Consider the following 26,390-nt stretch of genomic DNA (forward strand, 5'->3'; position numbering starts at 1 on the left):
CATTTTGATGAATAAAATTCATACTAAAAGTTACTCTCGAGAGACTACTCAAACAACTCGTGGAGCCACCGAATGAGGGAATCCTCCCAACCAAAATCCGTGATAAGACCCAACCCGTGTCGGCCCTTTGGATACACGTGCAATTCGAAAGGTACGCCTTTCGCCTGCAGAGCCGAAGCAAACAGTAAGCTGTTCTCAACTGGCACCAACGGATCTTCCACCGTATGCCAAATAAAGCAGGGAGGCGTCTCAGCAGTCACCTTCAATTCAGGCGAAACCGAGCGCCGCAATTCCTTAGACGGATTTTCACCAAGGAGATTCCTACGTGATCCTGCATGGGTGTAGGCTCCGTCCATCTCAACCACCGGATAACAGAGAATGCCAAAAGCTGGACGAAGATTATCCGAATATTCGCTGTAGCTGGTCACGGTGTGCGCGCTTAGATGCCCACCAGCCGACGAACCCATCACTCCCACTTTGCCTGGATCAATTCCGAACTCTGTGGCTCGCGAACGCACGGTCTCAATCGCAGCCAAAGCATCCTCCAGCATGGCGGGGTGCTTATGCCCACCCGGTGCAAGACGATACTCGACTACAAAAGCAGCGATCCCTTTTGATTGAAAGAAATGCGCGTAACCTGGTCCCTCGTGTTCGGCTAATCCACGGTAACCACCACCGGGAAAGATGATCACACCGATATCCGTGCGGCCCTTTTCCACGGGCAAGTACACTTCGATTTTGGGTGAGGGATCAGTAGTACCATTGCTGAGCTGACCATGAATCACTCTCGTGGAATCTACTGGGGCTCCCACAGCGACAGTTGAATTCGAAGATCCGATAAAGAAAACAACAATGATGAGCGATACTGCTCTATAAATAATTAGTCTCATAAGTTTAAACAAAGAATTAAGAAAATAGAAATTACTACAAACTTTACTGGTATCCAGATAAGATTTTATGTATGGAGAAACTAACCCTTCTCTATATGTGTCAGAAATTAGCCGTCGTATCTATAGCCTTATTACTTCCGATAAAGCTATTCAGCCTTGAAATCTATCTTTCATTTGGGAACTCCCAGAATGCATACGTCTATAAATCAGAGGATCTCATAGCACAAGAGGTCTACCTGAATATCTACGAACGCTCAGTCGCTACTCCTGATAGTAGCACCTTTCTGCCAAGTGGAATTACCATCGTGGGCAATTTCATATACTGGATTGATGGATTGGAAAGGCTATCTGCCGAGCGCCTAGAAATTCCGTCACTGCGAGCGCAGAAATCGAACGGGTCCTAGACATGCGCTTAGAAAGCACATTCGAAGCAGGCGACGAAGGATTTCCGCTCAATTCAGAACTCGTTACGGATGGGCAATACTTCTTCTTTGCCATAGATAGAGCCCTCATGCGCTGCGACATAGATGGAGGAAATCCTCTGATCATCCAAGTCCCTAATGTCTCTTTTCCTGAGCTATCTAGTGTGAACATTTCCACCATCGCCACCGCAGATGGACAGGTCTACTGGTGTGACAACAACAATGAAGGCATCTATCGCTGCGACCTGGATGGGGGAAACCCAGAACTGTTTTTAGATCTTACCACTGCGCCTCTGGCCCTAGAATACGATCCAGCAACCAATAGCCTAGGAACCGCCCCTAGAAATGACGCTGGCTTTCGAGCATTCGGCATGACGATCGACGACGATCACCTCTTTTGGTCGGATGCAGCTCAAGAGGCGATTTACCGGGTCAACAGAGACGGATCCAATCCTGAAATATGGGTGGATGGTCACGCCAACTTCGACCAAAATATCAATTGGGATCCAGCCGGAATCGTACACGACTCAACCAAAATTTATTGGCTAGCCCGTGACGATTTACACTGGGCTAATAAATCCGGCATCACTCTTGATGCAAACAAGTCGACCGTATTCGGAGGCTCTCATCTGGCCATTGTTCCAGATCCAATTCCTTACACACCGCAAGAAGGTTCTGCTTCCGGATTCGACTGGGATCTCCGCACACAGGGGCCAGATAGAATCTGGTCACTCACTATTGAATGGTATTCGGTTCCCGGTAACAGTTACTCGGTCGAACGCAGCATTGACATGAACAATTGGGAAGTCCTTGCCACCGTCGCTGCTCGGGCAAATGAGACCACGACCTCCTACACCGAGGAAGTTAATGCTCCGGAATCGACTCTCATCACGGGGCGTTTCTTCCGGGTAGTCGTGTAGTAGTCCTTACTTGGAATATAGCCGTACGAACCAATATTTTAGAGTTTAGAATAGAATCTTGAATTTAATAGCGATTGAGAGTTAGATTAAACCCATAAGAATCCCAACTTCTTTACCCTGCTTCCAAACATACCAGAGTTTAACTCACCAAATTTTTTCTGAATGGGGATTTTATATGGAAGCTCGCATAGCCTTCAAATTGAACGCCGTGAAGAAACCGCTGATACTCTGTATCGCAACTATCGGTCTGACACAGGATTTAGAAGAGCTATAATTTGTTTACAAAAACGAAGTTGAAAGCCAGAGCTATAATATGAAACAAAAATTCGCATTCCTCATTCTTCTCTTTGCATCGACCTCGATTTCCTCCGCTAACGACGCAGCCAGCTTGATCGCCGAAACGTACGGTTATCAAAACTGGGAGAAGGTAGAGTCGATCACCTATACCTTCAACGTGAAGAGTCCTCGCCGGTCCTTTGGACGGACCTGGACGTGGTGGCCACATGAAGATAAGGTCAAGGCACACGACAAGGATGTGACCTACACACGTGGGGAAGGGATGGATGCGGAGATTGATAAAGGATTCATAAACGATGTGTTCTGGCTTTTGTTTCCGTTTCAGGTGGTGTGGGATCCAACCCTGACTTTTGAGGAGGAGGAAAACGTGAAGGATCCGATCAGCGGGGAAACCGTTCATAAACTGCGGTGCATTTATAATAATGAAGATGGCTATACGCCCGGAGATGTCTACGAGCTGTTTTACACTGCGGACTTTACCGTGACTGCCTGGAGCTTTATCCGTGGTGGTGAAGGCGAAGGTCGGCCCACCGTGTGGAAGGGAAACCAGGACTTTAATGGTATCCTTATTTCTACAGAGCACCGTAACCCTGAAGGTATGGGGCTATGGTTCAGTGATGTGGAAGTGACGTTGAAATAATGATTATAACGAAACGGCGCCCTCAGTCTTCGCACGAGGCTACGACCTGACACGGTCGGCGAGGTCGCCCTACCCATTACCCTATGAAAAAACTACTACTCCTGAGTCTGGTCTTCATTCTTCTTCCTTCAGCCTTCATCCTTGGTAATGACCCCGAGGTCCGCATTTACAAAAAAGTCGGAGATCGCGAGCTGGCTGTTCATATCTTCAAACCGGAAAAACAGGATGCTCCTTCCCCGGCCGTAGTTTGGTATCATGGTGGAGGTTGGAATCCTAGAGGTAGAGCGGGTCAGTTTTTTGAACATGGAAAGATACTCGCAGGATTAGGGGTTGTATCCGTCTCAGTCGACTACCGTGGATATGAAGGCACTGCCCAAAACCGGGACATCTCCAATTGTATTGCAGACGCTAAATCCGCTTTCCGTTGGGTAAAAGCACATGCGAAGGAACTCAATATCGATACCACGCGAATTGCGGTAGGCGGTGGATCTGCTGGTGGCCATCTTGCCGCGGCCGTAGCTACCCTCCCAGGCTACGATGATCCCAAGGACGACTTGAGTATCGAGATCAATCCAAGCCTTCAACTTCTATTCAACCCTGCCGTCGATCCAAGTAAAGTAACCGGAGATGGATACTCACCCCTTCACACCGTTAAAAAAGGTATTTCTCCCGCCGTTATTTTCCACGGCAAAGCCGACACCACCGTTCCCATTACGCAAGCCTACGACTATCAACGCGCCATGGATAAGGTGGGAAGTGAATGCACCCTATTTGCCTACGCAGGCCAATCCCATGGATTCTTTAATCACCGACCGGGAAGCATGCCTCATTATTATAAGACAGTTGGAGATATGCTCGTCTACCTGGAAAAGCACGGTTACTTTTCGAAATAGTCTGCCCACTGGAAACGTACATTTTTTAGCCATTAAAACCCAGTATCTATGAAAATCCTAAGTTCTGTTTGTCTACTTTTGATTCCGTTTATCCTAGCCGCAGGAGAACGGGAGAAGTTCATCTACAAAACCGTGGGTGACACGGAAATCGAATTGTATGTGACCCATTCCGAGAAAACAGATGGCCCATCTCCAGCCATCGTCTGGTATTATGGAAGTGGACTTAACAAACGAGATATGCCGGACCAATTTTTCGAACACGGCAAGATCCTGGCCAAGATGGGAATTACCTCTGTTTATACCAACATCCGTGGGAGGGTTGAAGGAGAAGAAAGAGACGAGAGCATCGCCATTCGTTGTATTGAGGATGCGAAATCAGCTTTCCGCTGGGTGCGAGCGCACACTGAGGAATTCAAATTGGACCCGGAACGCATTGCGGTGGGCGGCGGATCATCTGGCGGGTTCCTATCCACTGTGATTGCGAACCTTCCCGGCTACGATGCGGAAACGGATGACACCGATATCCCGCTCAAGCCAAGTCTCCAGATCCTATTCAATCCTGGGCTAGGACTGAATAACCCAGAACATCTATCTCCTATTAAACACATTAAAGAAGGCGCTCCACCAGCAGTCATTTTTCAGGGCACTGCAGATACAACGACTCCACTTGCTGGTGCCTACGCTTACCAACGAGCCTTGGACAAAGCCGGAAGCGAATGCCATATTTTCTCTTATGAAGGCCAGACGCACGGCTTCTTCAACTACCGCGAGGGATCGAATCCATATTACTACAAAACCGTGGGAGACATGATCCTCTTCTTGGAACAGCAGGGTTATATCAATAGGCCGTAGAGCTAAATCCCCTACGGCTTCGAAAAACTCCCACATCCCAGCAAGTTTCCTTTAGCTGTTTTATCGCGTAGATTACGGTCCCATAAATCTAAGGGGCAAAGACCTCATCAACTTCAGGAAAGCGGTTAAATGGGGCAGCATTACAGTCGACGGGCGAATTTTGGCTGATGACTAGAGCCATCCCCTAAAATGAATCAACCTATCAAAGAATTTTTCTGGCGATAACCACAATCGCTATTTCAAAAAACTACCTGAACGCCGAAGCTGATATAAGGGAGGACAGCACCTATGCCTCCCCCTGAATCGAATGTTTGATGATCAACATAACACCAAGTAAGTAGCTTGCTAGAAGTCCTCGCTCCCAAGACAGGACATTGTTTTGTTTCCATTTGCAGAGGAATCTATAAACAAAAGGTCCTTAATCGGTATTTATGGAATCCCAATCGTCCAGGCCTAGTTGGAGCATTGCCTGCCTCCTCATATTTCCTGTCTTCATCTATTTCATCCTCATCTGGATCTATGCCTACAACTTTCCGTTTCTAGACGACTATACAACGGTGCTAGTCCATGCGCTTCAGCCGGCGGCAGAGCAACTCAAAGGCTGGTTTGTTCCTCACAACGAACACATCCATCTCATCCTGAAAGCAACCGCTAGTTTCGACCTTTGGATATTCGGAGACGTTAACCTGGTGAGGCACCAATGGTTAGGCGGTTTTGTATTTCTATTATTTTATGGGGTGCTTCTAAGGACTCAGGCCAACGAGAATATTCCCTGGATCTGGCTTGCTCCTCTACCCTTCTTACTCTTTCAGCCATCCTATTGGGGCACCATCACTTGGAGCACCACGAGCCTACATAATTTCCCCGGACTGTTGTTTTCCTTGGCAACCATCCGTCTCTGGAGCTCGACACGCGAGAATGACAAATGGCTGGCACTGCTGTTTACGAGCTTGGCTCTCCTCACAAACGGCTTCGGGATGGCTGTATTGGGAACACTGATACTTTGGGAGCTTTACAAATATTGGAATCTGCGAAAGGGTTCCGCCAGCTATTCAAAAAAAGCCCTCATTAGCCTAATCTCACTGACAGTCGTCTGGATCGCGTTTAGGTTTTTTCTTGGACGAACTCACCTCCAGGCAAACATGGAAGGGAACACCCCGATTGAATACCTACATTTTTTCACTAATTTCATAGGCTCTTGCTTTCATTTCCTTGGATCACCTTGGCTAAATCTGCTAGCGGTTTTGATGGTGGCCCTTCTCGCATTGCTCATCAAGAACGGCCTACTAAAAAAACACCCGGTATTATTTTTCTTTGTTGTCTATCTATTGTTGTCAGCGGTTATGACTACTGTGGCAAGGACTGACCTGGGTGCGAAACAAGGACTGGCATCACGCTATCGCATCTACAGCACACTGTTGCTCTGTTGCGTCTACCTCGGCTATGCCAAATTGTATTGGAAAGAGTGGAGAATCAAATCGTGGATACTCCCTCTGCTATTCGCAGGTTCGATTTCATTCTATAGCATCTCGCTGTTCGTGAACCTCAACAACCTCAACAAGATCAAACAACGTCTTATCGCTGACAAACAGCGGTGGCATTCTGGAAACCCCATCCAAGAATACCTTAATGCCAGGGATGCTAAATTGATCCTGAATGAAGCCGATCAAGCGGGAGTGTTTCCCAAAACAACCGACAAACCGTAAACCTACGGTAGCAATCGATTTCTCAGCTCGGGTCTTACGATGGGACATACACCCTCCGGCTTTTTAAATAACTTCCTTCGGACCGCTGCCACACAACGGTAGCCAAAATCACGTACGGACTTTGGCAGAATTCCGACAAACTTACCCATTCTACTCCAGCCCGGCGAAAGTGTCTTGAGTGCATATACAGCTGCATCGGATAGAGTCAGAATATCCCCCTCACTTGTCTTGATGATCAAACTATCTGGAAATGCCTCTGCCTCCCCTTCATTGAAAGAGGCAAGGAATGTTTCCCCACCCAATGGAGCAAACCTAAAGAGTGGCTCTTGTTCACGTTTCAGTACAAACAGCACAAACCGGTGACACAGGCCACAGTCTCCATCGTAAAATAGTATCGGTTTGTCTCTCATCCTCCTTGTCTTCTCTTTGGCTACTTCGTCTTGGGCAAACCCTATTTCCTCACAATATTCATGTTTTGGACGAATTTTGAATAATGTCTTTCGATTTTAGGGCGTAAAAATGAATCAATCCTTGATGCTAGGACTTGATTTTGAGTAATCAAAATTGCATTTAATAGACACAGTTACTTTTAGGCAATCAGCCAATTCCAACAACGCCCTCAAACCATCAACATTCCGATGCTCGCCAACCATTCTAAAAGTCTATTCTTCAAATGGGTAACGCACCTATTTTTGGTAGCTTGCGTTCAGTCTGCTCTTATAGCCCAAGTGGAGCACCCTTCGCATCCAACGCACCATGATTTGAGCTACGAACATAGCTCCAACTGGTTCACATCTGCCATGTGGGACAGCAAATACATTTCGGAAGGCCGAGACAATTTGGAAGATGGAGGCCTTGGCTCTGTTGCCCTGGAGTGGAACCAACATTTCGAAAACGGTGGCGAAATGATTCTCGCCGGGTGGTATGCAGAAGGAACGAGCGTAGATTACTCTGAGCTAAATCTCGCTGCAGCCTACGGATGGTCACTCGAAAATTTGGATATTGCTATTGGTTATACCTGGCTGGATTTTGCTGAAGACAATGAATCCGATAACGAATTCGTACTTGTGCTGGGAACCACTGCTTTTAATGACCTGGATTTCGGAGCGGCATTTGTCTACTCCGACGAAGCAGGAGGAACCTTTATCGAACTCGTAGTATCACGATCCTTCGAAGACTCCTCCGTTAGCTGGACTCCCTACCTGCTGATTGGTATCAATGAAGGTTACGTGGCAGATGAGCACGATGGCTTAAACAACCTTCAGATGGGTTTAGAGATCTCAACCCCGTTAAATGACAGCGTAGAATTAGGCGGGTATATAGCCTACACAATTGGTTTGGATGAAAAAGCAGGCGAGTCACTGGACGATATATTCTGGGTCGGTGTAAATCTCGGCTGGGGAAATTAAGACAGTTCGGCCATCCAATTTATACCGGGTCCGCTTTCCCAAACCACGAATAGAGACTGGGGATAACTATCATATTCAAGAAGGTCGATGTAATGAGGCCACCGAGAATAACGATCGCCATCGGCGCCTCCAACTCCTTACCGGCTTCTCCTACCCCCAAGGCAAGTGGAATGAGTGCTAATGCAGCTGTCAGGGCCGTCATGAGAATAGGATTAAGCCTTTCAAGCGATCCCTGCCTGACCGCATCCTGCAACGGCTTTCCTTCATTCATCAGTGTTCGAATGTGAGAAATGAGCAAGATGCCATTTCGAGCGGCGATACCAAAGAGCGTTATGAAGCCCACCAATGATGCGAGACGGTTCCATCACAAAAACTTTCCGCAAAAAAATGAACATCCCCAGACTGATGCTTGCATAACTGAATAACATCCGCAGCGGGGACCGCCAGGGATGCAGCAATAAAACAAGCAAGCAAAAGTTTCATAGGGACAACTGGAACAAAAGGAACCGATTTCAAGAAGGTCAAGAAAAGACAGGGGGAATTGATTCTTACATCGCTTAATCTCAACACTCGAATCCTTACAGGAATCAACCGCGAATATTCCACCTTGTATTCATTTTGTGAGTGCTCTACGACTGGTATATAATTCAGGCTTAATTTCTTGAACTCAATCTAGCTTCTCTATGTTCGCATTTGTCTCCTTCCTTGCTTTTACCATCTTTGTAGCGGTCATCTCGTGGTGGAAAACCCGTAATGATGATCAAAGTATTGGAAGCAATTATTTCCTGGCAGGCCGCAGCCTTCCCTGGTTTGTCGTAGCGGGTTCCTTAATGCTGACTAATTTGTCTACCGAACAATTAGTGGGCCTTAACGGTGGTGCCTACATGAACGGATTTGTCGTCATCGCCTGGGAGGTTATCGCCGCGGCGGCCTTGGTTATGATGGCTTGGAAATTCCTCCCCATTTACTGGTCTGGTCAAATCACAACCATTCCAGAATTCCTGGAAAAACGCTTCGATAGGCAGACACGTACTTACGTGAGTGTGTTGTTTCTTTTAGCCCTGGCCCTAAGCTTCCTGCCTTTCATTCTATACTCAGGTGCACTCGCCATGAACGGCTTGTTCGGCGTTTCCGAAGTGTTCGGAATTTCAGAACAACAATCCGTGTTCATCATGGTCTGGGCTATTGGCATCATTGGAGCGCTCTACGCCATCCTGGGCGGACTTGAAGCCGTCGCGATCTCAGATACCATCAACGGAGCAGGATTACTGATTGGCGGACTCCTCATCCCCTTCCTGGGTTTGATGGCCCTGGGTGATGGAAGCATGTTGGGAGGTATTGATCGCATCGTTGACAATCAACGCCCCATGCTCGACCCGGTGGGTGACAGCGATTCAGATATTCCCTTTGGAGTACTCTTCACCGGCATGCTCATGGTGAATATGTTTTATTGGTGCACCAACCAATTCATCATTCAACGGACCTTCGGTGCTAAGTCGCTTAAGGAAGGACAAAAAGGAGTATTGGGAGCTGCGTTTCTAAAACTCTTAGGACCTCTCTACCTCGTGCTTCCCGGGGTAATCGCACTCGAGCTATTTGGACCTGAGCTACAAAACGGCGACCTCGCCTACCCTATGCTCGTAAAGGCAGTACTTCCGACCTGGTTAGTCGGGTTCTTTAGTGCCGTGATGTTTGGAGCCATATTGAGCTCATTCAACAGCTGCCTCCACAGCTCGACGACGCTCTTCGGTCTCGATATCTATAAGAACCTGATAAACAAGGATGCCACCGACAAACAGGTGGTAAAAGCGGGCAAGATATTTGGTATCTGCTTAGCCTTGTTTGCGATGATCGTGGCCCCTTTCATCGTGCACGCACCCGATGGCCTGTTTAATCTGATGAAGAAAATTGGTGCCACCTTCAGTGTGCCGGTTTTTGCACTGGTCGTCTCAGGTATCATGATCCGTCGCTCACCAGCGCTCGGAGCCAAAATCATCATTTTCGTAGGCATCAGTCTCTATATACTGTTCAACATGATCCTCCCAGGTATGGGTGTTCAGCTGGTTCACTGGCTCCATGTCACGGGTATGACTTTCGCTCTTCTTATCATCATTATGATGGTGATGAGCAAAACTCAACCGTCAGAGCCCAAGATAGATATTCCCTCTTTCTGGGGCACGCTTCATGGGGAAGGTACCTCCGAATATTGGTCGGGCACAAAAATTGCCGGTTCAGCTGTGTTGCTGTCAGTGGTAGCCATGTATGCCTTTCTGCATTGGTTCTAAATCAAGCCAAACAGAATACTTGACCTGGAGTTAGAGAAACGCATCTTCGATGCCTTCTGCTATTATTGGAGAGATGCCAGAGTGGTCGATCGGGCCTGCTTGGAAAGCAGGTGTAGGGGAAACTCTACCGGGGGTTCGAATCCCCCTCTCTCCGCCATTTGCCTAGTCGTGCCATTATATAGGAAGTTTAAAAGTGGCCCCTACCTCTTCTTAGCCTTTGTCCTTTTGAATGCGTCCCTAAACGCTGTAACCAATTGGGCCCTAATGGATTTTACAGATTCTGATAATGTTTCGACCGAATTGGAGTTCGAGAAAAGCTTCCTAGTTCCCGTTAACTATCCTCCTGGAGCGACAAGTATCCAAGTATCCCTAACGGCGAAAAATGCTGAGGATGAAGCGGTGGCATTATGGAATCCAAATAACCTGGGTCTAGCTATCGATGGGAACAATGAGGACTCTTTGGATCAGGGTGAAAAGTTAGTGCTTCAGCTTTCCCTGAGAGATCAACAAGGAGAAATACTAACTGGTTATGGTTTCAAACTCTTTCAGATGGGTCACTCAATTCAGACAGAGGTAGCTGACAACGCCCTACTCCTCGATGGAGAAAAGGACGGTCTCGCGGAGATTTCACTCAGCAAAGACTCAACGAGCACATCCCTTTGGAATGCATACACGGTTTATGCGGATCAAGTATTCTCAGTACTCAACCAAAACACCGAGGCACCTTTTCACATTCAATCTATCGGACTGACTATTGTACCTCTGGTCCAAGAAACCATCTACCAACCGTCCAAGAAGTTCATCTACGAGGACTTCAACTTCCCAAGCGCGGGACTCATCGCTTCCAACACGGGGAGCCAAGTCTTCCAATCCTCCTTAACCACCGGTCATCCATGGGGCGGTTATACGGCAGGAAACAACTTCATTAGGACTCTCGGAGGTCAGATTGCTTTCGCGGGTGCAGCCAATACTCCCGGATCCTATATTTACACGATATTTCCCGAAGGGACTGACGCCATAGATCTTAGCAATCATGAATCTACGTTTAAGATCCGGGCCACCCAAGTCGCATCGAATCAAAAGCTCAGGTGGCTGGTCAGGGATGAGTCCCATAAATGGTTCTTATCTGATGAAACCTGGGAACCGACCCTTTCGACGACGGAAAACGAACGCCATATGACTGCGTTCCCCGCAGCAAGGAATGATTGGCAATTGGTAACCAATGGCGATGCGCTCAATGCACTTGGCGAAAACGGAACCGCTCTGGAAACGGGAGAGTCCGCAACACCCGATCTGTCGCAGGTAAGTGGGTACGGAATTTATGTTTCTCAAGGCGATGGAATTAATTCCCTTTTTATTAGCGCACTTCGACTGAGCGAATACGAACCCCTCATTTACTACCACCCCGCCAGGGCGTCACATTGGTTCGAGGGCCCGAACAACCTGAGGGTAGGTCTCTCCGATATGTCGGGAGCAGCATTCAATGAAATGTATTGGAATACCGATACCAACATCATCGCTTCGCAAAACGGACGACAAGCACAGTATGCCTTTCGTTCCTTCCATCACAACGGACGTTGGAACCCGACCCAAGCTGGCTACGACGAATTCTATGGTATGCCCACTCCGGTAAGAACAAGTATCTCCAGCCTGGGTGACGGCCCCCGCTATGAATGGGGACCCACCCCGATGTCCAATTGGCATGGAGATGGACATTTCGATTTTGTAGAAAACGAGGACCTGACATTGGGAAGTCCCTACAACCATATATTTGGCTGGAGAGACCGACCGTCTTATACGGACGATGACTTTATTGATGAAAGCGATCGAAGCCAGGCAGACGAAGTGATATCCGATTTCGACCAAGGGGGTTTTGTTGAAGATGTTTCCTCATCTACAGACCAAGATGTTTTGGCCATCCGGTTTAATTTGTATCAGAATTTTCCCCGACTCACCCATAACACACTGCAGTTTAACGAGGAGGCTATCATCTTTGACACGAGGCGCAGTCCCGAGACCGAGGAGCCACTTATTGACGAAAACCGTACATCCGCAGACCTTTCATCCGTTCTACCGGGTGCTCAGGCGACAACAGCTACGGACATGACCGAAGTTCCTTACCGTTGGTCAGATCGCCTGGATGTGCTGGCCGCCAATTTCCGGTACCTTTGGAATTGGGAATCCAATAGCCAACAATGGACAGTGACCGACCTGGTAAACGAAGAGGGTACTATTCCAGCCTCCAATGATTCCTTTTTCAGCATAATAGCCAACAGCCCAAATCCGACAGACGCAGAAACTGCCCAGGCGATCGCCTTGTATTACCCGTCCTGGTCGGAACTTAATCAATACCCCATTCAAGGTATTGATCGGCAAACCGGTGAAATTGTCTATCAGGAAGATCGACTCGACCAAGTAGTAGCAAGCGCGATCCAAACCGTGCGAGGGGGATGGATAGGCCCAAATGATGAAATTTCAGGAGAATTTACACGTCGGCAACTCGGATTAAATTATGGGGGGATTCTAAGCCCGGACCATACTCCTATCGACGTATACGAAAGGCTCCGACAGGAGTTCTTTTGGATTTTCGGCACGCCCACTGCCCTGGTGGCGTCTATTCCGGACCTTGAAGCTCAATTCATGGATCCGCCTGAAGAATTGCCTTCCCGTGCACAACTAAGGGCAATGCCGGACATGGATTCCCTCATTGATGGTTCGATCAACGTGCCGACCAATCAGGAGCTCACCTGGTGGGCCGCTGTAGGCGCAGACAAATATCACATTTACCTAGGAAAGGATCCCGTAGAAATTGCCACCGCAGATACGAACGCTCCAAGCTACATCGGGGAATCAACGACCAACCGTATTTTTCCAACCAACCTGGAGACCAACACCACCTATTTCTGGCGGGTAGACTCAGAGAACTCCACCGGAACAACCCTAGGAGATGTGTGGAGATTCAAGACCTCCACACCCGCATTTTTTGAACTCGCGACCCTTGTGACCCTCAACCTTGGATCTGGCGCCACTTCGGCGGCGGAAGGCGTTTCTTCGCATACAGCAATTTCGGACAATATTCTGGTAGCAACCGGTGCCCATACAGTCGAATTACATATCACGGGATCCAGCGATGGTAGCGAAGCCAATATTCGTAAAGTTCCGTCAGGAGTTGCAGCCAATGGACTGGTGGTTGTCGATGGGAACCTTAACGATCTCGGCGTCGGTGAAAGTCTTCACTTTGACTTGCAAGTCAAACGTGGTGAACAGCCCGCGCACAGCGGCATGTTTCAGATGCTCGATTTCAGCTACAAAGGCAGAACAAACAACGATCAACGTGACTACACGATTACCGATAGTTCAGGGACGGTACTGGTAGAAGAAACTAATTTCGACCCAATCAATTACGATCCCACAACGCCAAGGCTTCCATTCTCTCCCGGCGAAGGACTTGATTTCAGTTGGAACCGCACCGGTGCTGGCGGAGCGATCCTCTCCATAGAGACAATCACTCTTCTCATTACCGAGGTCTTTGACGAAGAACCCACTTTCACGGCTCAAGGAACACCGCACAGCTACCTAGAGCTATACTATAGCGGACTGGACGCGGACGAAGATTACGCAATAGCAGAACTTTCCGACTCGGATGGAGATGGACTCCGCGTATGGGAAGAGTACCAGTTCGGGACTAACCCGCTAGATGGCACTTCAGTCACACGGATCATCCGTACCGATCTAACGGATACCAATCAGCTCAAACTGCACTGGAAATCCAAACTGGGCAAATCCTACAGCATCTACCGAAATAGTTCTTTGGACGAAAACGGCTGGCATCTTATTGATTCAGGAATCGAGTCAACACCCCCCGAGAACGAGAGAGTCATTACCCTCAGCGAACGCCCTCGGTTCATAAGAATCTCTTCGGAATAAGTAGACCACATATTGAACTAGCTCGCAGTTTTATTCGTTCCCATTCGGCGCAGAAAATAGCCGATGCCGCCGATCACCAAGCCACAAAAGAGGAAGCTGATTCGACCCGACATACTGTTTGGAATAATAACTCCAAGTAGTCCGATAAAGATTCCGTAGATCAGGCAAAGTATGCCCATGGCTTTACCCTGGTTATTGTCGCTGTCTTTCCCACCTTCACCATCGTGGTCTACAGGACGGTTCTGATTTCTGAAAAACTCCTCCACATGTTCCTCGGGTTGGTAGTTATTCAAACGGCCAATCCAGACAGTAATAAAAAACCAGATGCTACAAATGACTATGTTTCCGAGACCGGAGAAGAAATATAGGAAGTCGGACTTTTCACGACCTGCAAGTTCTCCTAATCCAAACCAACCATACTGTTCAACAAGCTTGGAAAATATCGAGAAGGCAAAACCGACCAATACGGTACTCCAAGCTGACCAACGCGGTGCTCCCTTTATAAACAGTCCCCATACCAGCGGCATAGCAATCGGTATGGCGATCATCGAACCGAATACAGTCATGATCTCGAACAAATCCCAGTCTTTGAGATTCAGCCAAAGTAAACCCGCCAAAATAATGAGAACCCCAAAAACAGCGGACATGATTTTGCCGACCAGGAGAAGCTCCTTATCCCCTGCATTTTTGCGCAAGATTGGTTTGTAGAAATTACTAACAATGATCCCAGCATTTACATTCAATCCGCTGTCCATGGAAGACATGGTAGCAGCAAATAAACTACAGACAAGTAGCCCAATCATTCCAACCGGAAGCACTTCCATACCCATGTAAACAAAGGCACCCTCGGCTGGGTTCGCTAAGTCCGGAAATACAGAACCCATGTCCGGTTGAAGAACACGCGCAGCCATAGGCGGGATAAACCAGATGACGGGACCGACAAACATTAGAAAACAGGCCATCAAACTCGCCTTCTTCGCCTGTTTATCATCCTTCACACACAGGTAACGGTAAGAATCAAACATGTTGTTGAGCTTAAATGCCTGCACCACAAACGCCGTGAATATCCAAATATACACAAAGCGAGAATTCTCCGCCAAACTAAAAGAGAAATGATGATCAGGAACTTTATCGATCAACCCGCTAAAACCACCGATGGCTGGATGCGACAGCGCTAGAACGCAAGTGACGATACTGATACACATAAGCAGTAACACTTGAATAAAATCCGAAGCGATTACGGCCCAAGCTCCTCCTGCCACAGACATCACTAATACTGAAATGCCAACGACCCAAACGGTAATTACGGGATCGATCTTGAAAATACTGGAAACGACAATAGCCAGTCCGTTCAACCAGATGCCCCCATACAAAACGCGAGAAGGTATCTGCGTCCATGTAAACAATTGTTCATTCAGAGCCCCAAACCGCTTCAAGACAGAATCGATGGGCGTTACCACACGCATTCTCCTAAACCGATAGCTGGTCACCAAGTAGTTTAGGAAGTACCCGACGGCATTGCCAAAAAAGATCATCGATACCAGTGCGCCGTCCGTGTAGGCCTTGCCTGCCGCGCCCGTGAAAGTCCAGGCGCTAAACTGCGTCATGAATGCAGATGCACCGACCATCCACCAGAGCATGCTTCCACCACCGCGAAAGTAATCACTCGAGTCGCTACTGAAACTTTTGTAGACGAATCCGATGGCGAACATAAACACCACGTAGAAGGCCAAAACGGCCAAATCCCACATGGTCAGGTTAGTTCCAAATACAGTATCCATAGTTTGTAGTAATTAAGCAAATACAGGCATCCGACTGATGCCCAGTACTGGATGATAAAATCCGATTATAAGCGATCAGGGATGGAGGTCCTCATTCGAGTTCGCACGAAGGGTCTATAGGCCCACTCTTCGGAACCAATCCACAATAAGGGGCGCGTAAGAACATGCGATTCAAAAGGTCTGCTATTGGACCGGCCTTCCAAGCCTTCAATCCAGCAATCAATGATATCGGGTTTGTCCATTTCCTCTCCCAGTAAAAGTAATAAGGAGGTATCTCTAAGTATTGTCTCGAATTTAGACTCTTTTCTGGGTTGAACCCAGGCACCTCTGGGAATGCTAGCCGAGCTGTGATCACACAGCTTGGATTGTAATTTGTTGAAAGTATTTGTCAGAAGTTGACCTTCACCCCCCTGGCCTTGGTCAATCCAATAACAAAGAGCAAAGTAAACCTCCAAACAACTAATCGATTCTTCTCCTGCCAAATGAGCTAGATGACCCTTTTGAAATTGGTAACTGGCTTTATCAAAAGTTTCGTTTTCAGCCAAAAATAGGGAGATTAGGATTCTTTCAAGCAGACAGCCTAGCTGCTCCAGCAGGCTTAAGCTACCCACACTTTTTCTTTCTAAGGCTCTTAATCGCCTGCTTAGAGCATAAGATAATTCCTTCGTTAGTTTACTGCCGAGTAACCCAAGTCCTTGAATCATTTCAAGACCCAGGATAACTTCAGCCATAAGACTGTGAGTTTCATGTTCTGTGGAAGATATCCCCTGAAGACTGAATGAGCCATTCAGCTCATCTATAGATAGAAGCCCATTAGCAATGATCTCCTGCCCCACCAACTGCTCGGCGAATTCTGCGAAAGGCTCATAATTTGAAATTACATAAGCCAAACTCATTTGCCCTAAAGAGTCCCTCACTTCCTTGATAGCATGAGTACGAGAACAACTGTCGGCGTGACCACTCCTACTTCCTGCCATAGGATAAATATTTTGAACAGAGGACTTTCGATTAGCCTTCTCCATGTGATATGATAAGCTTTGCTCGACTCCTTCGCTAAAGAGTGAGCTCACATCTTCACTTATATCACGCTTAGTTAGTTGCTGAGAAGCACCAACAATCGCCCGAGGCAGCTCACGGTCCAGAAGTTGATAAAATGTATAATGTTTCATAGGGTATGGGACGAAATGGACATCAAGTTGAGTGTCTTGAGATAAGTCTTACACGGCTATCGCCAGGATTGGTAACTTCACCTGATTGAGATTGGTTCAACAGAGCATCCAAACACCTGCGACCGTCTTCAAAGAGTGGAATGGATATAGAAGATATATTTGGGTACACCATGTTACAAAACGGATAATCATTAATCCCCAATATAGCCAATTCGTCGGGTATTCCAATTCCGGCACGCAGCGCAGCATTGTGAAACAGCAGTGCGAATCTATCATCCACACAGAAAATGGATCTTGCTTGTCCTTTAATCTGCTGGACATAACTGAAAGCTTCCACATGCAAGGTCGCATCGTACAGATTACTGGCATCAGATAATTCTATAACTTCAGGATGAAGCTCATGCTCTTCCATCCATTCTCGATAAAGGCGTACCCGATTTTCAAAGACTCGAATATGAGGATTAAATACGAAGGCTATATTATCTCCGTATAGTTCCCTTAGATGCCTTAACCCAATATCAATTATTTTGGCCTCAGGATAGAAGCAAGAAGGTCTTCCTTCGACTTGATCGCGAATGGAATCAGAGCCATAGAACACATAAGGGATGCCTTCATCTTCAAGATACTGGTAAGTCGACCTAACAACCCCGTAATCCCTAAAGAATAATACACCCTTTGCGTTTGGGTAGTAGTGTTTTAGATCAGCAGCAATTTCAGTAAAGTTTTGCGAGTTCATCGGAACGGGCATCAAGGGCTGCGCATAGGCTGCTGAGTCGCCGATCAGACTCTGGGCAAAACTCACGATTCCGAATTCGCGCGAAGGCAACGACTCTTGGAACCGACCCACAATCAATACCTGATGCCGGACGGTTGGAGGAGAAATAAAGGTTCCCTTGCCATGCTCACGGTAAATCCTCCCATCCTGAATGAGCTCCTTAAGCGCCATACGAATCGTAGGAACACTGACGCGAAACCGCTCTTTCAGCTCACTTTCGGAGTAAAAACGCGCATGAGGCTCCATACGGCGCTCCTCCATTTCGGACACCAAAATACGCATGATCTGCTTATATTTCGGAGCATCTGACAGGGTAACTTTCATTGAGAAAGGGCACACATTAACTCCTATATAGGAGTTGTCAATTAACACCGGTAAATTATTTCTCTAACAACTAACCTTCAAGAAGATAGAGATTATTCGTACTCGAAAATCATGCCTAAAATAGAGTCCGGATCCTGGGTTATTTGCTTGGTTTCCTCCTCGAGCTGACCAAATGGCACGCGATGAGTTGTGAGTTTCTCCACAGCAATTTTTCCTTCGGCTACTAAACGCAAACAAAGCTCCAAGTTACTCTTGGTGTCCCAGCGCACGAAAACGTCATCATGGTTTCTCCCTCGCTCCCAGGCCTTATCATGATAACCAGCACCTGTTCTTGATGAACGGCGCACATCCATATTCGTGAGCGATCGGGTAAAAGGAAACTCTGCCCCGCCAACAATAACCATCGTTCCCATAGCATGGCCATCCCCCGTCACCTTCATGCACTTCTCCAATGCATGGGCTGGTCTGGTAGCATCTCCACCCAACGCAACCACACTGATATCCAGTCCACGACCGCGGGTAAACGCCTTCGTTCTCTCAATTTCATCTTCGACAAGGACTTGAGCTGTCTCGTCGATTCCCAAATCCTTGGCCAACTGCAATCGACTATCGATCGTATCCCAACCTATAGCATAGCAACCAGCGATCTGAAATAAGCGTGCGGTCAAAAAACCCACAATGCCCATACCGGCCACTGCTACATATTCACCCATCTTCGGATCTCCCCGGCGTAAGGCCTGCATTCCGGTCGCAAGCAACATGCCATAGGCGCCCTGCTCATAGCTGGCTTCCTCAGGTAGTGATACGACCAGATTCTGAGGAACGACAGAGTAATCCGAATGCTGGGCATACCCTGCTCCAATCGAAGCTACTCGATCGCCCTCCTTCAATCCATGCACCTCTGCACCTACAGCTCCAACTATGCCCGCATTAGCATAGCCGAACGGTTTCGGCTTTAATGACTCATCAGGATTCAGTTGAAGTTCACGAAGCCCTCTCCAACCACCTGCAGCTTTGCTTCCACGGGAAACGGGTCCCTTGAGTTCCGTCCCCGGACTAACCAGTGAGGCCTTGGCCTTGATTAACACCATGCCCGGACCGAGTTCTGGCATGTCGCTTTCCATCCGACGGAAACTACCATCGCCATGAAGAGTTAATACGGTCCTACTAGTAGGGATTTTTGTACTCATAATTTTGATACGGCTATAGTTTCCGTTTAGTAATGTTGATCGATCAACTCCTTTAAGAATTTCAAATCGTCTTTTAGATGTAGAATGACGTCATTCCCAGACAGTCCTTTCCTCGCCTCATCTTTGTACTCACAGGTAATGCAAATCGGCAATGAGTAAGAACGGCGCCCAAGCTCAGCGATTGCTTTATTCCAGGAGGTATACCCTTCCCTACCAGGAACCCAGGTACGGTTCCAAATAGTCGCTCCAAAATCATCTTTCCCATCGGGGTAACGGATAGCATTCTTCAAATTGACGAGCGAAAGGCGAGACCAGGCAATATCGATGGCGATTTCCTCAACCTCGCCATCCAATCCCGTATGCCCCAGGTCCAGCACGGCAGTCACTTCCTCATTGGGAAGCCCCTCGATGGCATGCATCATTCCAATAGAGCTGGTAACAAACTCATCGCAGTGGTTTTGCAGACCAATGGTTGTTGCTGACCCAGCAAGAGCTTCTCCCAGTTCCAAACAAAGTGTACGAAATTCTTCAACGTGCTCTTGGTAAGATTTTTCAGGCGTAATCTTAAGCATGGTTCTCAGAACAGGAACTCCGGCCTGGGCGCAGGCTCGAGCTGTTTTTACATCCATGTCTCCAGCCACGCTGTAGATAGTCAACCCACAAGCTTTGAAAACATCAACGGCATGACCCAAGGTTTCCTCAATCGTATCCGGCTCAACCTGGAACCCCGGACGAACCGGTAATTCTATACCATCAAATCCCAGCTCAGCGATCAGGTCTGCCAGTGCCGAAATTTCTAAATCTTTCCAAGGCTTCGTAAATACCGTAATCGGTGGAGTGTCGTTAGCTTGGGTCATAAATAGTTTTGGTCATTCTCGATTATCGCTCTTCACCTAGAACCCTATAAAATTGGCTCGCTCCGGACCCTGAAGCCACATCGAGTAATACATCGAGGGTATCCTTCCCTCCCGGGACGGTGAGCATTTGTCCGTGCTCACCAGCTAAAGGACGCCAATTCTCTAAGTTTTCACTGGTCTCAATCCAGTAATTTGCAAAAGGCCCACCAGGGACTTTCAAATTCAAGACACCATTTGCGTGCGCCAAGTGCACTCGACCCGTTTCATTTCCGGACAGAGGATTGGTTCGATTAATAAATTCGACCTCATTGGTATTCCCATCCAAATCCGGGTCATCATCCCTGCCTCCAATCGAATCCTTCAGTTCACCAAATTGCGTCTCCTGCCATTCGTCGTAGCTCAGATATACAGCGAGTCCTTCTTCAATCCAACGCCGGATCAACTCAGTTCCTTCGGGATCAATTTCACTGGAGCCCAGCGGAGGCATCCGTGTCTCCCCTACTTCTGCAAGCATCCGCAGTAGTAATACTGAATTGTCTGCGTCGCCTCGTGTCACCAAATCCTTTTCCGGATCCGAGGAGGTACCATCGATCAATCGCGTCCGGCCCAAGATTCGCTTAGGCCGGATATCAAAAGGATCCGTTTCGGTTCCACCCGCTTGATGGCAATTCACGCAATTGGCCGCCAAATAAGAGCGCGCCTTGAAATCAATACTCGCATTGGGATCATCCAATTTGGCAAAGCGAGGCATGGTGCGTGCATCTTCAACTTCTTCTTCGAAGAACTGGTGCTTACTCAAGTATTCCAAATAATTCACTTCCTCACCACCCACGTTGACCGAGTGGTTTAATTGATAAGTGTTGAAGCTGAGTGCAAAGCCCCCGCTTATAGTGTGACAAGCCAGACAATCCGCTCGGCTAGGAATCGACCAAGTCTGAGTCTTCTGCTCTCCCCCATCGGTAATACTCAAATCGAATGATACTCCATCTTCACCAACCAAGGTGGCTTCTGTCCCAGCTTCGTTCCAACGATAAGCGACTCCATAGGTACTGAATTCCGTTTTCACCAAGAAGCGCGTTTCAAGTCGTATAGCTGTGTCAGGATTACCACGCTCCAACTCAATATCAAAGTGCTTTACCCACACTGAACCCTTAGGAAACGTCCAGTTTTCTGTATCAGAGAATCCCATATTTGAACCCATTGGAATATAAAACCAACGGCTCTTCTTCGCATAGTCTGACCAAAAACTGATGGCGGGTTCATAAGACCAAATACCGCCCTCGGGTTGTAGGGACTGCAAATCCTGGAAAGCACCCGTTTCACTCAACAAATTCGGCCACCCATCCACGGCGAACGGTACATTCAGAGTGTAGTTTAGGGGTCGTCGTCCCGGGGCATAACTCGGACCCACATCACCTGCTTCGAGTGGACCATTTGTAAACGCAGCTGCCTCTGAATACTCATCAGCCCCTGTGTCGGAAATACCTTCGCGTATTTGTCCATCAATATCCAGTAGAACATCAGCCACTACATTTGAAGACGCATTCACCGCGGGACTATTTTCAGAAAGCCTTTGGATCCCTGCATCCGGATCGAACATGAACTCTGGATTAAGAATCGTGAAACCTTCGGTCACCTCTCCGCCCATAGGCCTACCAAAAATCAGGTTTCCTGCCCAAGTTTGAGCCGTTGGGTTTTCACCTGAAATAAAGCTGCCGCTGGTTTTCGATCCAGCATGTAAGATGTTGTTAGCTACTGTGATTCCCGTAGGCACAATCGTTCGGTCGCGAGAGCCAAACCCTCTTCCCACACTGATGAGTGGCCCCGAGTTATTATAAAAAGTGTTGAAAGCAACCACAGCGTTGTGGGCAGCATCATACTCGTTCAACTTGGCGCCAGGCACACCGGCGTAGAGTGTAATTACTGCATCATCTCGGGCTGTAGTACTCTCAAAATAATTATTTATGACGCGGTGATCCTCACCAATGACCCGGACCCCACCGGATTCCGCCTGAAAGTTGCCAATAAAATAATTCCCCTCAACCACACAGCGGTGACCATGACGCAGGGTGAGGGTGCCTCGACACTCCAGGAATGTGTTATAGCGATAGATATTCTCACCTGACTTGTTAGAAATAATTTCAATCTCTCCATCCACCTCGGAGAAAAGGTTATACTCTACGGTAGTACGAGAGTTCGAGAGAGACGTATCACTCGTCCCGATACGGATCGTTTCCCAACCATTTTGACCACCACTATCTATACGATTGGCAAAATGATTGTGATCAATTCGGTGATAATCCGGTTCTCCGTCTAACCAGGCAACCAAAGTGACTCCTTCCACATTATGGCCCGAAAAGTAACAATGATCCACCCGGTTGCGCATCCCTCTAAGAGAAACCCACATCGTCTTGGCACCGTCCTCAGGAACGTAGTCGATAATGGATACATTCGTCACCCTACAGTCGACCGCATCTTCTCCTCCGGATCTGAACTGAATAATTTCATCGTCGTTTCCAGAATAAGGTCCGGCAAATATCAATCCTTCCAATATCAGCCAGCTCCCCCCCATCTGCACTCGGGATTCTTCGGTAAGAATGACCTCCCCTGGTGCTTCAGCCTTGAGCGTTATGGGTGCATTCTCAAGGCCGTGGCCCTCCAATCGAATCACCAAATCTGAATAGATACCGTTTGGAATTACCAGCGTATCGCCAGGCAGGGCTGTTTCCAGAGCATCCTCGACTTCGTTGGAAGTGGTCACATTCGTTGTGATTCCATCCCTTACATCCACAGCAAAGCTGTCACTGTCTACCTCTCCTTCATTATTGGAAACTCGAACCCAAAAACTGATATCCACCGTTAAAGGACTGCTCACATAGGAAGTATCGGTAGCACCTGCTATGGGTTTTGAAACATCCCCCGCATTGCCCTCATACCACTGGAAGGTTAAGGGGTCGCGTCCCAGTGCCTCCACTGCAAAGGACGCCGTGTTCCCAGTCACCGCAATGGAGTCTCCCTCTGAACTTAGAATAATAGGCAGCACCTGCTCAGGAGTCGTTACTTCAAGCTCATTACTTGGATCTGACTTGAACCCGTTGTCAGCAATCACCCGGTAGGTATAGCTATTTTCCGGCTCCACCGACTCGTCCAAGTAGCTAGTTACATTCGAGGTCACGTTGACCAACATTTCAAATGGTCCTTCTGCTCCAGCCTTTCGCTCAATGATGAAACCGATCTCGTCGTCCGAAGCATCGACCCAGGAAAGTTCAACTGACAAGGGAAAGGCCTCAACCAAGGCCAATGTATTGGGCGCCACCGACGGGCCGAAAATTTCATTTATAGGGGCAAGTATTATATTATCGAATACAATACCGCCTTGACGCTTGGAATCCTGATAAAAGGCAATTTGCCCCAAGTCATCATCCTGCTCGTTAAATTTTACCTGAGGTGCGTTTGCCGGATCTGGAGTAATATGAAAGTCATACTCACCTAATTTCACCTCATCCAAAAAGAGATGGAGTGTATTCGGGCTAATCGCACCCACTCCCAACCCAGGCAGATCATAAGCAACCGAGTTAGTGTCGTGAGAATTTGCCAGAATATCTATTCTGTTGCGGTTGTCGGTATCATAAGAAGCAACTGTGGACGATCCACTAAGCGAATTCAGAATCAGATCTCCATTGTTATGAATCCGAAGCTCGAATGGGCGAAAGTCTGAATTATTCAAAGAATCATCAACACGTCCCAGTGCAACATGCACACGCATGTCGGTATCCAATTCTTCAGACGCGAACGCCCGCTGAAAATCAAACCCCAAGCGAACTTCAGTTCGATTCGTTTCCTCATTGAATGGAAATCGCATATGAGTGGGATTCCCATTAGTGAGATCACCATTCAAATCATACACATAAAGACTCTTACCGCCCAAAGGATTAGCTGGATTTGCCCCTCCATCAATCACAACGGCTCCATTCGTGGAATCATTCGAGCTGGGCGAGAACTTTACGTTGTCGATACCTGCTAATTCCGGCTGTTCGCCAACCGTATCCGTTTCAAAGTCCAAATTGACCAAAATTTCTGAATGCACCACACAGCATGAGCTCAACAGCAATAGTAGAAATCCAAACGTTTTAAATGGGCTCATTGTCGAAGTCGTATAAAGGGAATATATCGGGCTTTATTTATATTTATAAGTCATTTTAGACAGGTTCTTATTTCTAATCGGGTCAATGGAAAAATCGCTTCACAACACAATGAAACTTTAAATAATCACTCGTGAAAAACCTACTTTCCCCTTACGTTCATTATTATTAGAGATGCTGTCAGAAGCAAAGGATAGGAACAGTATCTAACTACAAAAGTCTAAGTTTCTCCTACATCACCTGCTATTTTCTAAAATATGAGGTTGATAATAAATTTATATTTATTAATTTACCCACAATGCAATCAAACAATTTGCTCTATCCGGGATTCAAATGGTCTTTTTCTACGCTCGGTTGTCCAGAAATGACGCTGGATGAAATCTGTGAACTAGCTCGTACCTTTGGCCTTCCATATGCGGAACTCCGCGCCACGGAGCAACGAGTGGACTTGCCTACTCTCTTTCAGGAGCAGTTTGATTCACCGGAATCATTAGCCAGCTATCTCAAGGATCAGAAAATCGGTATCAGTTGCTTCGACACCTCCCTGAAAATGGTTGGCAATTCCACCGAAGATCGAATCGCCTTCCTGGAATTTCTTCCTTGGGCTGAAGCTACGGGCACTCAATTTCTACGTGTTTTTGATGGTGGAACGGTGGATACGGCGCTCAATGACATCGCTTACGGAATCGCCTGCGATACCATCGAATGGTGGTTAGAGGAAAGAGACAAGAGCGGCTGGAAAGCCGACATCGCCATTGAGACGCACGACTGCCTGGTTCATATCGAATCTCATCAACGTCTCGCAGCGAAATACCCGGAGCTTAAGATCATTTGGGATACACACCACACCTGGAAGAAAGGGAATGTGGCCGTTGAAGCCAGTTGGGATCAACTCTCTCAAAACACTTGTAGCGTTCACGTAAAAGACAGTATTTCGGAACCGTCCGCACGCCACCCATTCACTTATGTCAACCTGGGTGATGGAGAGTTCCCTCTAGCTACGACCCTCGACCTCTTAAAAGACAACCACTATCAAGGGTTTGTGACTATCGAGTGGGAACGCATGTGGCATCCCTACCTACCTGAACTTAAAGAAGCTTTCACAAGAGCCAGAGAACTCAACTGGTTTTAAATCTCCATCGGATGAACGAAAAATTAAAAAACAAACGCGTACTAGTAACAGCCGGAGCCCAGGGAATTGGCGAAGCCATTTCAAGGACGCTTCTCGAAGCCGGAGCACATGTAGCCATTCACTACTTTTCCAGTTCAGCCAATGCTGAAAAAATTGCTGAAGATGCCAACGGCAAGGGTCAAACGGTATACACCCTTGGCGGTGACTTGACCGATGCAGACAAAGCAAAGGAAACCGTCGAGAACGCAGTCGCCCATTTGGGTGGGCTGGACATCTTGATCAATAACGCCGGCTCACTGGTAGACCGAAAATGGGTGGGAGAGATCGACGCCGAATTCTGGCGTAAGGTCATCGACATCAACATGAGCTCCATGATGTTTGTTTCCCAGGCAGCAGCCGCACATCTGGCGAAAAACGAAACCAGCAGCATGGTAAACCTGGCATCACTAGCTGGTCGCAAAGGCGGACACCCAGGATCCTTAGTTTATTCGACTACCAAAGGAGCCATTCTCACCTTCACCCGTGCACTCGCCGTTGAACTCGCTCCACAAGGCACTCGCGTAAATGCGGTTGCCCCGGGACTCATCCTTGGCACATCATTTCACAGCACACACACAAGCGAGGAATCCGCCAACGAAACGATCAAAGGCATACCTCTGGGACGTGCCGGAAATCCTGACGACGTAGCTCGAGTGGTTGAGTACCTGGCTTCAGAATACGATGGTTTTGTCACCGGTGCCACGATAGACATAAATGGTGGAGTCTACTCCGCCTAAATA

At 47.7% G+C, this 26,390-nt stretch carries 20 protein-coding genes and 1 tRNA gene; 12 read left to right on the forward strand and 9 right to left on the reverse strand.

Annotated elements, in window-relative coordinates; translation table 11 throughout:
* Positions 1-44: 44 nt before the first annotated feature.
* Entirely contained in the window at positions 45-890 is an 846-nt protein-coding gene (locus tag GA003_12730; GenBank protein QXD26895.1) for an alpha/beta hydrolase, read from the reverse strand.
* A 71-nt stretch (positions 891-961) separates the two neighbouring features.
* Between GA003_12730 and GA003_12735 the strand changes: the two genes are divergently transcribed.
* From GA003_12735 to GA003_12760, 6 genes are all read left to right on the forward strand, one after another.
* Positions 962-1,294: a hypothetical protein gene (locus GA003_12735; protein ID QXD26896.1), complete on the forward strand. Its 333-nt coding sequence runs from the start codon at positions 962-964 to the stop codon at positions 1,292-1,294.
* Positions 1,295-1,296: 2 nt separating this feature from the next.
* Positions 1,297-2,232, forward strand: a complete 936-nt coding sequence (locus GA003_12740; protein ID QXD26897.1) for a DUF5050 domain-containing protein — start codon at positions 1,297-1,299, stop codon at positions 2,230-2,232.
* A gap of 313 nt (positions 2,233-2,545) precedes the next feature.
* A complete protein-coding gene (locus GA003_12745) occupies positions 2,546-3,169 on the forward strand; it encodes a hypothetical protein (GenBank protein QXD26898.1) in 624 nt (207 codons plus the stop codon).
* Between the two features lie 83 nt (positions 3,170-3,252).
* The gene (locus GA003_12750; protein QXD26899.1) at positions 3,253-4,062 is read left to right on the forward strand and encodes an alpha/beta hydrolase; all 810 of its coding nucleotides are present in this window, start codon (positions 3,253-3,255) and stop codon (positions 4,060-4,062) included.
* Positions 4,063-4,110: 48 nt separating this feature from the next.
* Complete coding sequence (locus GA003_12755; GenBank protein QXD26900.1) at positions 4,111-4,914, forward strand: alpha/beta hydrolase; 804 nt, start codon at positions 4,111-4,113, stop codon at positions 4,912-4,914.
* A 431-nt stretch (positions 4,915-5,345) separates the two neighbouring features.
* On the forward strand, positions 5,346-6,620 hold the full coding sequence (locus tag GA003_12760) for a hypothetical protein (GenBank protein QXD26901.1): 1,275 nt from the start codon (positions 5,346-5,348) through the stop codon (positions 6,618-6,620).
* A 2-nt stretch (positions 6,621-6,622) separates the two neighbouring features.
* On the opposite strand, the gene GA003_12765 is transcribed toward GA003_12760, so the two are convergent.
* Positions 6,623-7,030, reverse strand: coding sequence for a DUF393 domain-containing protein (locus GA003_12765; protein QXD26902.1), 408 nt, complete (start codon positions 7,028-7,030; stop codon positions 6,623-6,625).
* 351 nt (positions 7,031-7,381) lie between these two features.
* Here GA003_12765 and GA003_12770 point away from each other — a divergent pair, with 351 nt between their 5' ends.
* Complete coding sequence (locus GA003_12770) at positions 7,382-8,029, forward strand: hypothetical protein (GenBank protein ID QXD26903.1); 648 nt, start codon at positions 7,382-7,384, stop codon at positions 8,027-8,029.
* 19 nt (positions 8,030-8,048) lie between these two features.
* On the opposite strand, the gene GA003_12775 is transcribed toward GA003_12770, so the two are convergent.
* Positions 8,049-8,375: an efflux RND transporter permease subunit gene (locus tag GA003_12775; protein QXD26904.1), complete on the reverse strand. Its 327-nt coding sequence runs from the start codon at positions 8,373-8,375 to the stop codon at positions 8,049-8,051.
* A 337-nt stretch (positions 8,376-8,712) separates the two neighbouring features.
* Here GA003_12775 and GA003_12780 point away from each other — a divergent pair, with 337 nt between their 5' ends.
* The 3 genes from GA003_12780 to GA003_12790 all read left to right on the forward strand — a co-directional run bounded on the left by GA003_12780 (position 8,713) and on the right by GA003_12790 (position 14,241).
* The gene (locus tag GA003_12780) at positions 8,713-10,314 is read left to right on the forward strand and encodes a solute:sodium symporter family transporter (GenBank protein QXD26905.1); all 1,602 of its coding nucleotides are present in this window, start codon (positions 8,713-8,715) and stop codon (positions 10,312-10,314) included.
* Positions 10,315-10,381: 67 nt separating this feature from the next.
* Positions 10,382-10,471 (forward strand) — tRNA-Ser (locus GA003_12785).
* A 107-nt stretch (positions 10,472-10,578) separates the two neighbouring features.
* Positions 10,579-14,241, forward strand: a complete 3,663-nt coding sequence (locus tag GA003_12790; protein QXD26906.1) for a hypothetical protein — start codon at positions 10,579-10,581, stop codon at positions 14,239-14,241.
* A 17-nt stretch (positions 14,242-14,258) separates the two neighbouring features.
* Here the strand turns inward: GA003_12790 and GA003_12795 are convergent, their stop codons facing one another.
* The 6 genes from GA003_12795 to GA003_12820 form a co-directional block, all read right to left on the reverse strand.
* Positions 14,259-16,022 carry a transporter gene (locus tag GA003_12795; protein QXD26907.1) on the reverse strand — a complete coding sequence of 588 codons (1,764 nt, stop codon included), beginning with the start codon at positions 16,020-16,022 and terminating at the stop codon, positions 14,259-14,261.
* 65 nt (positions 16,023-16,087) lie between these two features.
* Entirely contained in the window at positions 16,088-17,191 is a 1,104-nt protein-coding gene (locus GA003_12800; GenBank protein ID QXD26908.1) for a hypothetical protein, read from the reverse strand.
* Between the two features lie 22 nt (positions 17,192-17,213).
* Positions 17,214-18,290 (reverse strand): substrate-binding domain-containing protein, encoded by a 1,077-nt coding sequence (locus GA003_12805; GenBank protein QXD26909.1) that lies wholly within the window; start codon positions 18,288-18,290, stop codon positions 17,214-17,216.
* A gap of 92 nt (positions 18,291-18,382) precedes the next feature.
* Positions 18,383-19,480, reverse strand: a complete 1,098-nt coding sequence (locus tag GA003_12810; GenBank protein QXD26910.1) for a zinc-binding alcohol dehydrogenase — start codon at positions 19,478-19,480, stop codon at positions 18,383-18,385.
* A 26-nt stretch (positions 19,481-19,506) separates the two neighbouring features.
* Complete coding sequence (locus GA003_12815) at positions 19,507-20,337, reverse strand: sugar phosphate isomerase/epimerase (protein QXD26911.1); 831 nt, start codon at positions 20,335-20,337, stop codon at positions 19,507-19,509.
* A 22-nt stretch (positions 20,338-20,359) separates the two neighbouring features.
* Positions 20,360-24,481 (reverse strand): hypothetical protein, encoded by a 4,122-nt coding sequence (locus GA003_12820; GenBank protein ID QXD26912.1) that lies wholly within the window; start codon positions 24,479-24,481, stop codon positions 20,360-20,362.
* 296 nt (positions 24,482-24,777) lie between these two features.
* Here GA003_12820 and GA003_12825 point away from each other — a divergent pair, with 296 nt between their 5' ends.
* Entirely contained in the window at positions 24,778-25,611 is an 834-nt protein-coding gene (locus tag GA003_12825; protein ID QXD26913.1) for a sugar phosphate isomerase/epimerase, read from the forward strand.
* Between the two features lie 11 nt (positions 25,612-25,622).
* Positions 25,623-26,387, forward strand: coding sequence for an SDR family oxidoreductase (locus GA003_12830; protein ID QXD26914.1), 765 nt, complete (start codon positions 25,623-25,625; stop codon positions 26,385-26,387).
* Positions 26,388-26,390: the final 3 nt, after the last annotated feature.

The sequence above is a fragment of the Opitutia bacterium ISCC 52 genome, assembly GCA_014529675.2.
Lineage (GTDB): Bacteria > Verrucomicrobiota > Verrucomicrobiia > Opitutales > UBA2995 > UBA2995.

Excerpts from the sequence above, each read along its gene's own strand:
- GA003_12815 (QXD26911.1), bottom strand. The coding sequence starts at position 20,337 with ATGACCCAAGCTAACGACACTCCACCGATTACGGTATTTACGAAGCCT.
- GA003_12760 (QXD26901.1), top strand. The coding sequence starts at position 5,346 with ATGGAATCCCAATCGTCCAGGCCTAGTTGGAGCATTGCCTGCCTCCTC.
- GA003_12750 (QXD26899.1), top strand. The coding sequence starts at position 3,253 with ATGAAAAAACTACTACTCCTGAGTCTGGTCTTCATTCTTCTTCCTTCA.
- GA003_12745 (QXD26898.1), top strand. The coding sequence starts at position 2,546 with ATGAAACAAAAATTCGCATTCCTCATTCTTCTCTTTGCATCGACCTCG.
- GA003_12730 (QXD26895.1), bottom strand. The coding sequence starts at position 890 with ATGAGACTAATTATTTATAGAGCAGTATCGCTCATCATTGTTGTTTTC.
- GA003_12805 (QXD26909.1), bottom strand. The coding sequence starts at position 18,290 with ATGAAAGTTACCCTGTCAGATGCTCCGAAATATAAGCAGATCATGCGT.
- GA003_12765 (QXD26902.1), bottom strand. The coding sequence starts at position 7,030 with ATGAGAGACAAACCGATACTATTTTACGATGGAGACTGTGGCCTGTGT.
- GA003_12795 (QXD26907.1), bottom strand. The coding sequence starts at position 16,022 with ATGGATACTGTATTTGGAACTAACCTGACCATGTGGGATTTGGCCGTT.
- GA003_12800 (QXD26908.1), bottom strand. The coding sequence starts at position 17,191 with ATGAAACATTATACATTTTATCAACTTCTGGACCGTGAGCTGCCTCGG.
- GA003_12790 (QXD26906.1), top strand. The coding sequence starts at position 10,579 with ATGGATTTTACAGATTCTGATAATGTTTCGACCGAATTGGAGTTCGAG.
- GA003_12810 (QXD26910.1), bottom strand. The coding sequence starts at position 19,480 with ATGAGTACAAAAATCCCTACTAGTAGGACCGTATTAACTCTTCATGGC.
- GA003_12830 (QXD26914.1), top strand. The coding sequence starts at position 25,623 with ATGAACGAAAAATTAAAAAACAAACGCGTACTAGTAACAGCCGGAGCC.
- GA003_12825 (QXD26913.1), top strand. The coding sequence starts at position 24,778 with ATGCAATCAAACAATTTGCTCTATCCGGGATTCAAATGGTCTTTTTCT.
- GA003_12780 (QXD26905.1), top strand. The coding sequence starts at position 8,713 with ATGTTCGCATTTGTCTCCTTCCTTGCTTTTACCATCTTTGTAGCGGTC.
- GA003_12755 (QXD26900.1), top strand. The coding sequence starts at position 4,111 with ATGAAAATCCTAAGTTCTGTTTGTCTACTTTTGATTCCGTTTATCCTA.
- GA003_12820 (QXD26912.1), bottom strand. The coding sequence starts at position 24,481 with ATGAGCCCATTTAAAACGTTTGGATTTCTACTATTGCTGTTGAGCTCA.
- GA003_12735 (QXD26896.1), top strand. The coding sequence starts at position 962 with ATGGAGAAACTAACCCTTCTCTATATGTGTCAGAAATTAGCCGTCGTA.
- GA003_12740 (QXD26897.1), top strand. The coding sequence starts at position 1,297 with ATGCGCTTAGAAAGCACATTCGAAGCAGGCGACGAAGGATTTCCGCTC.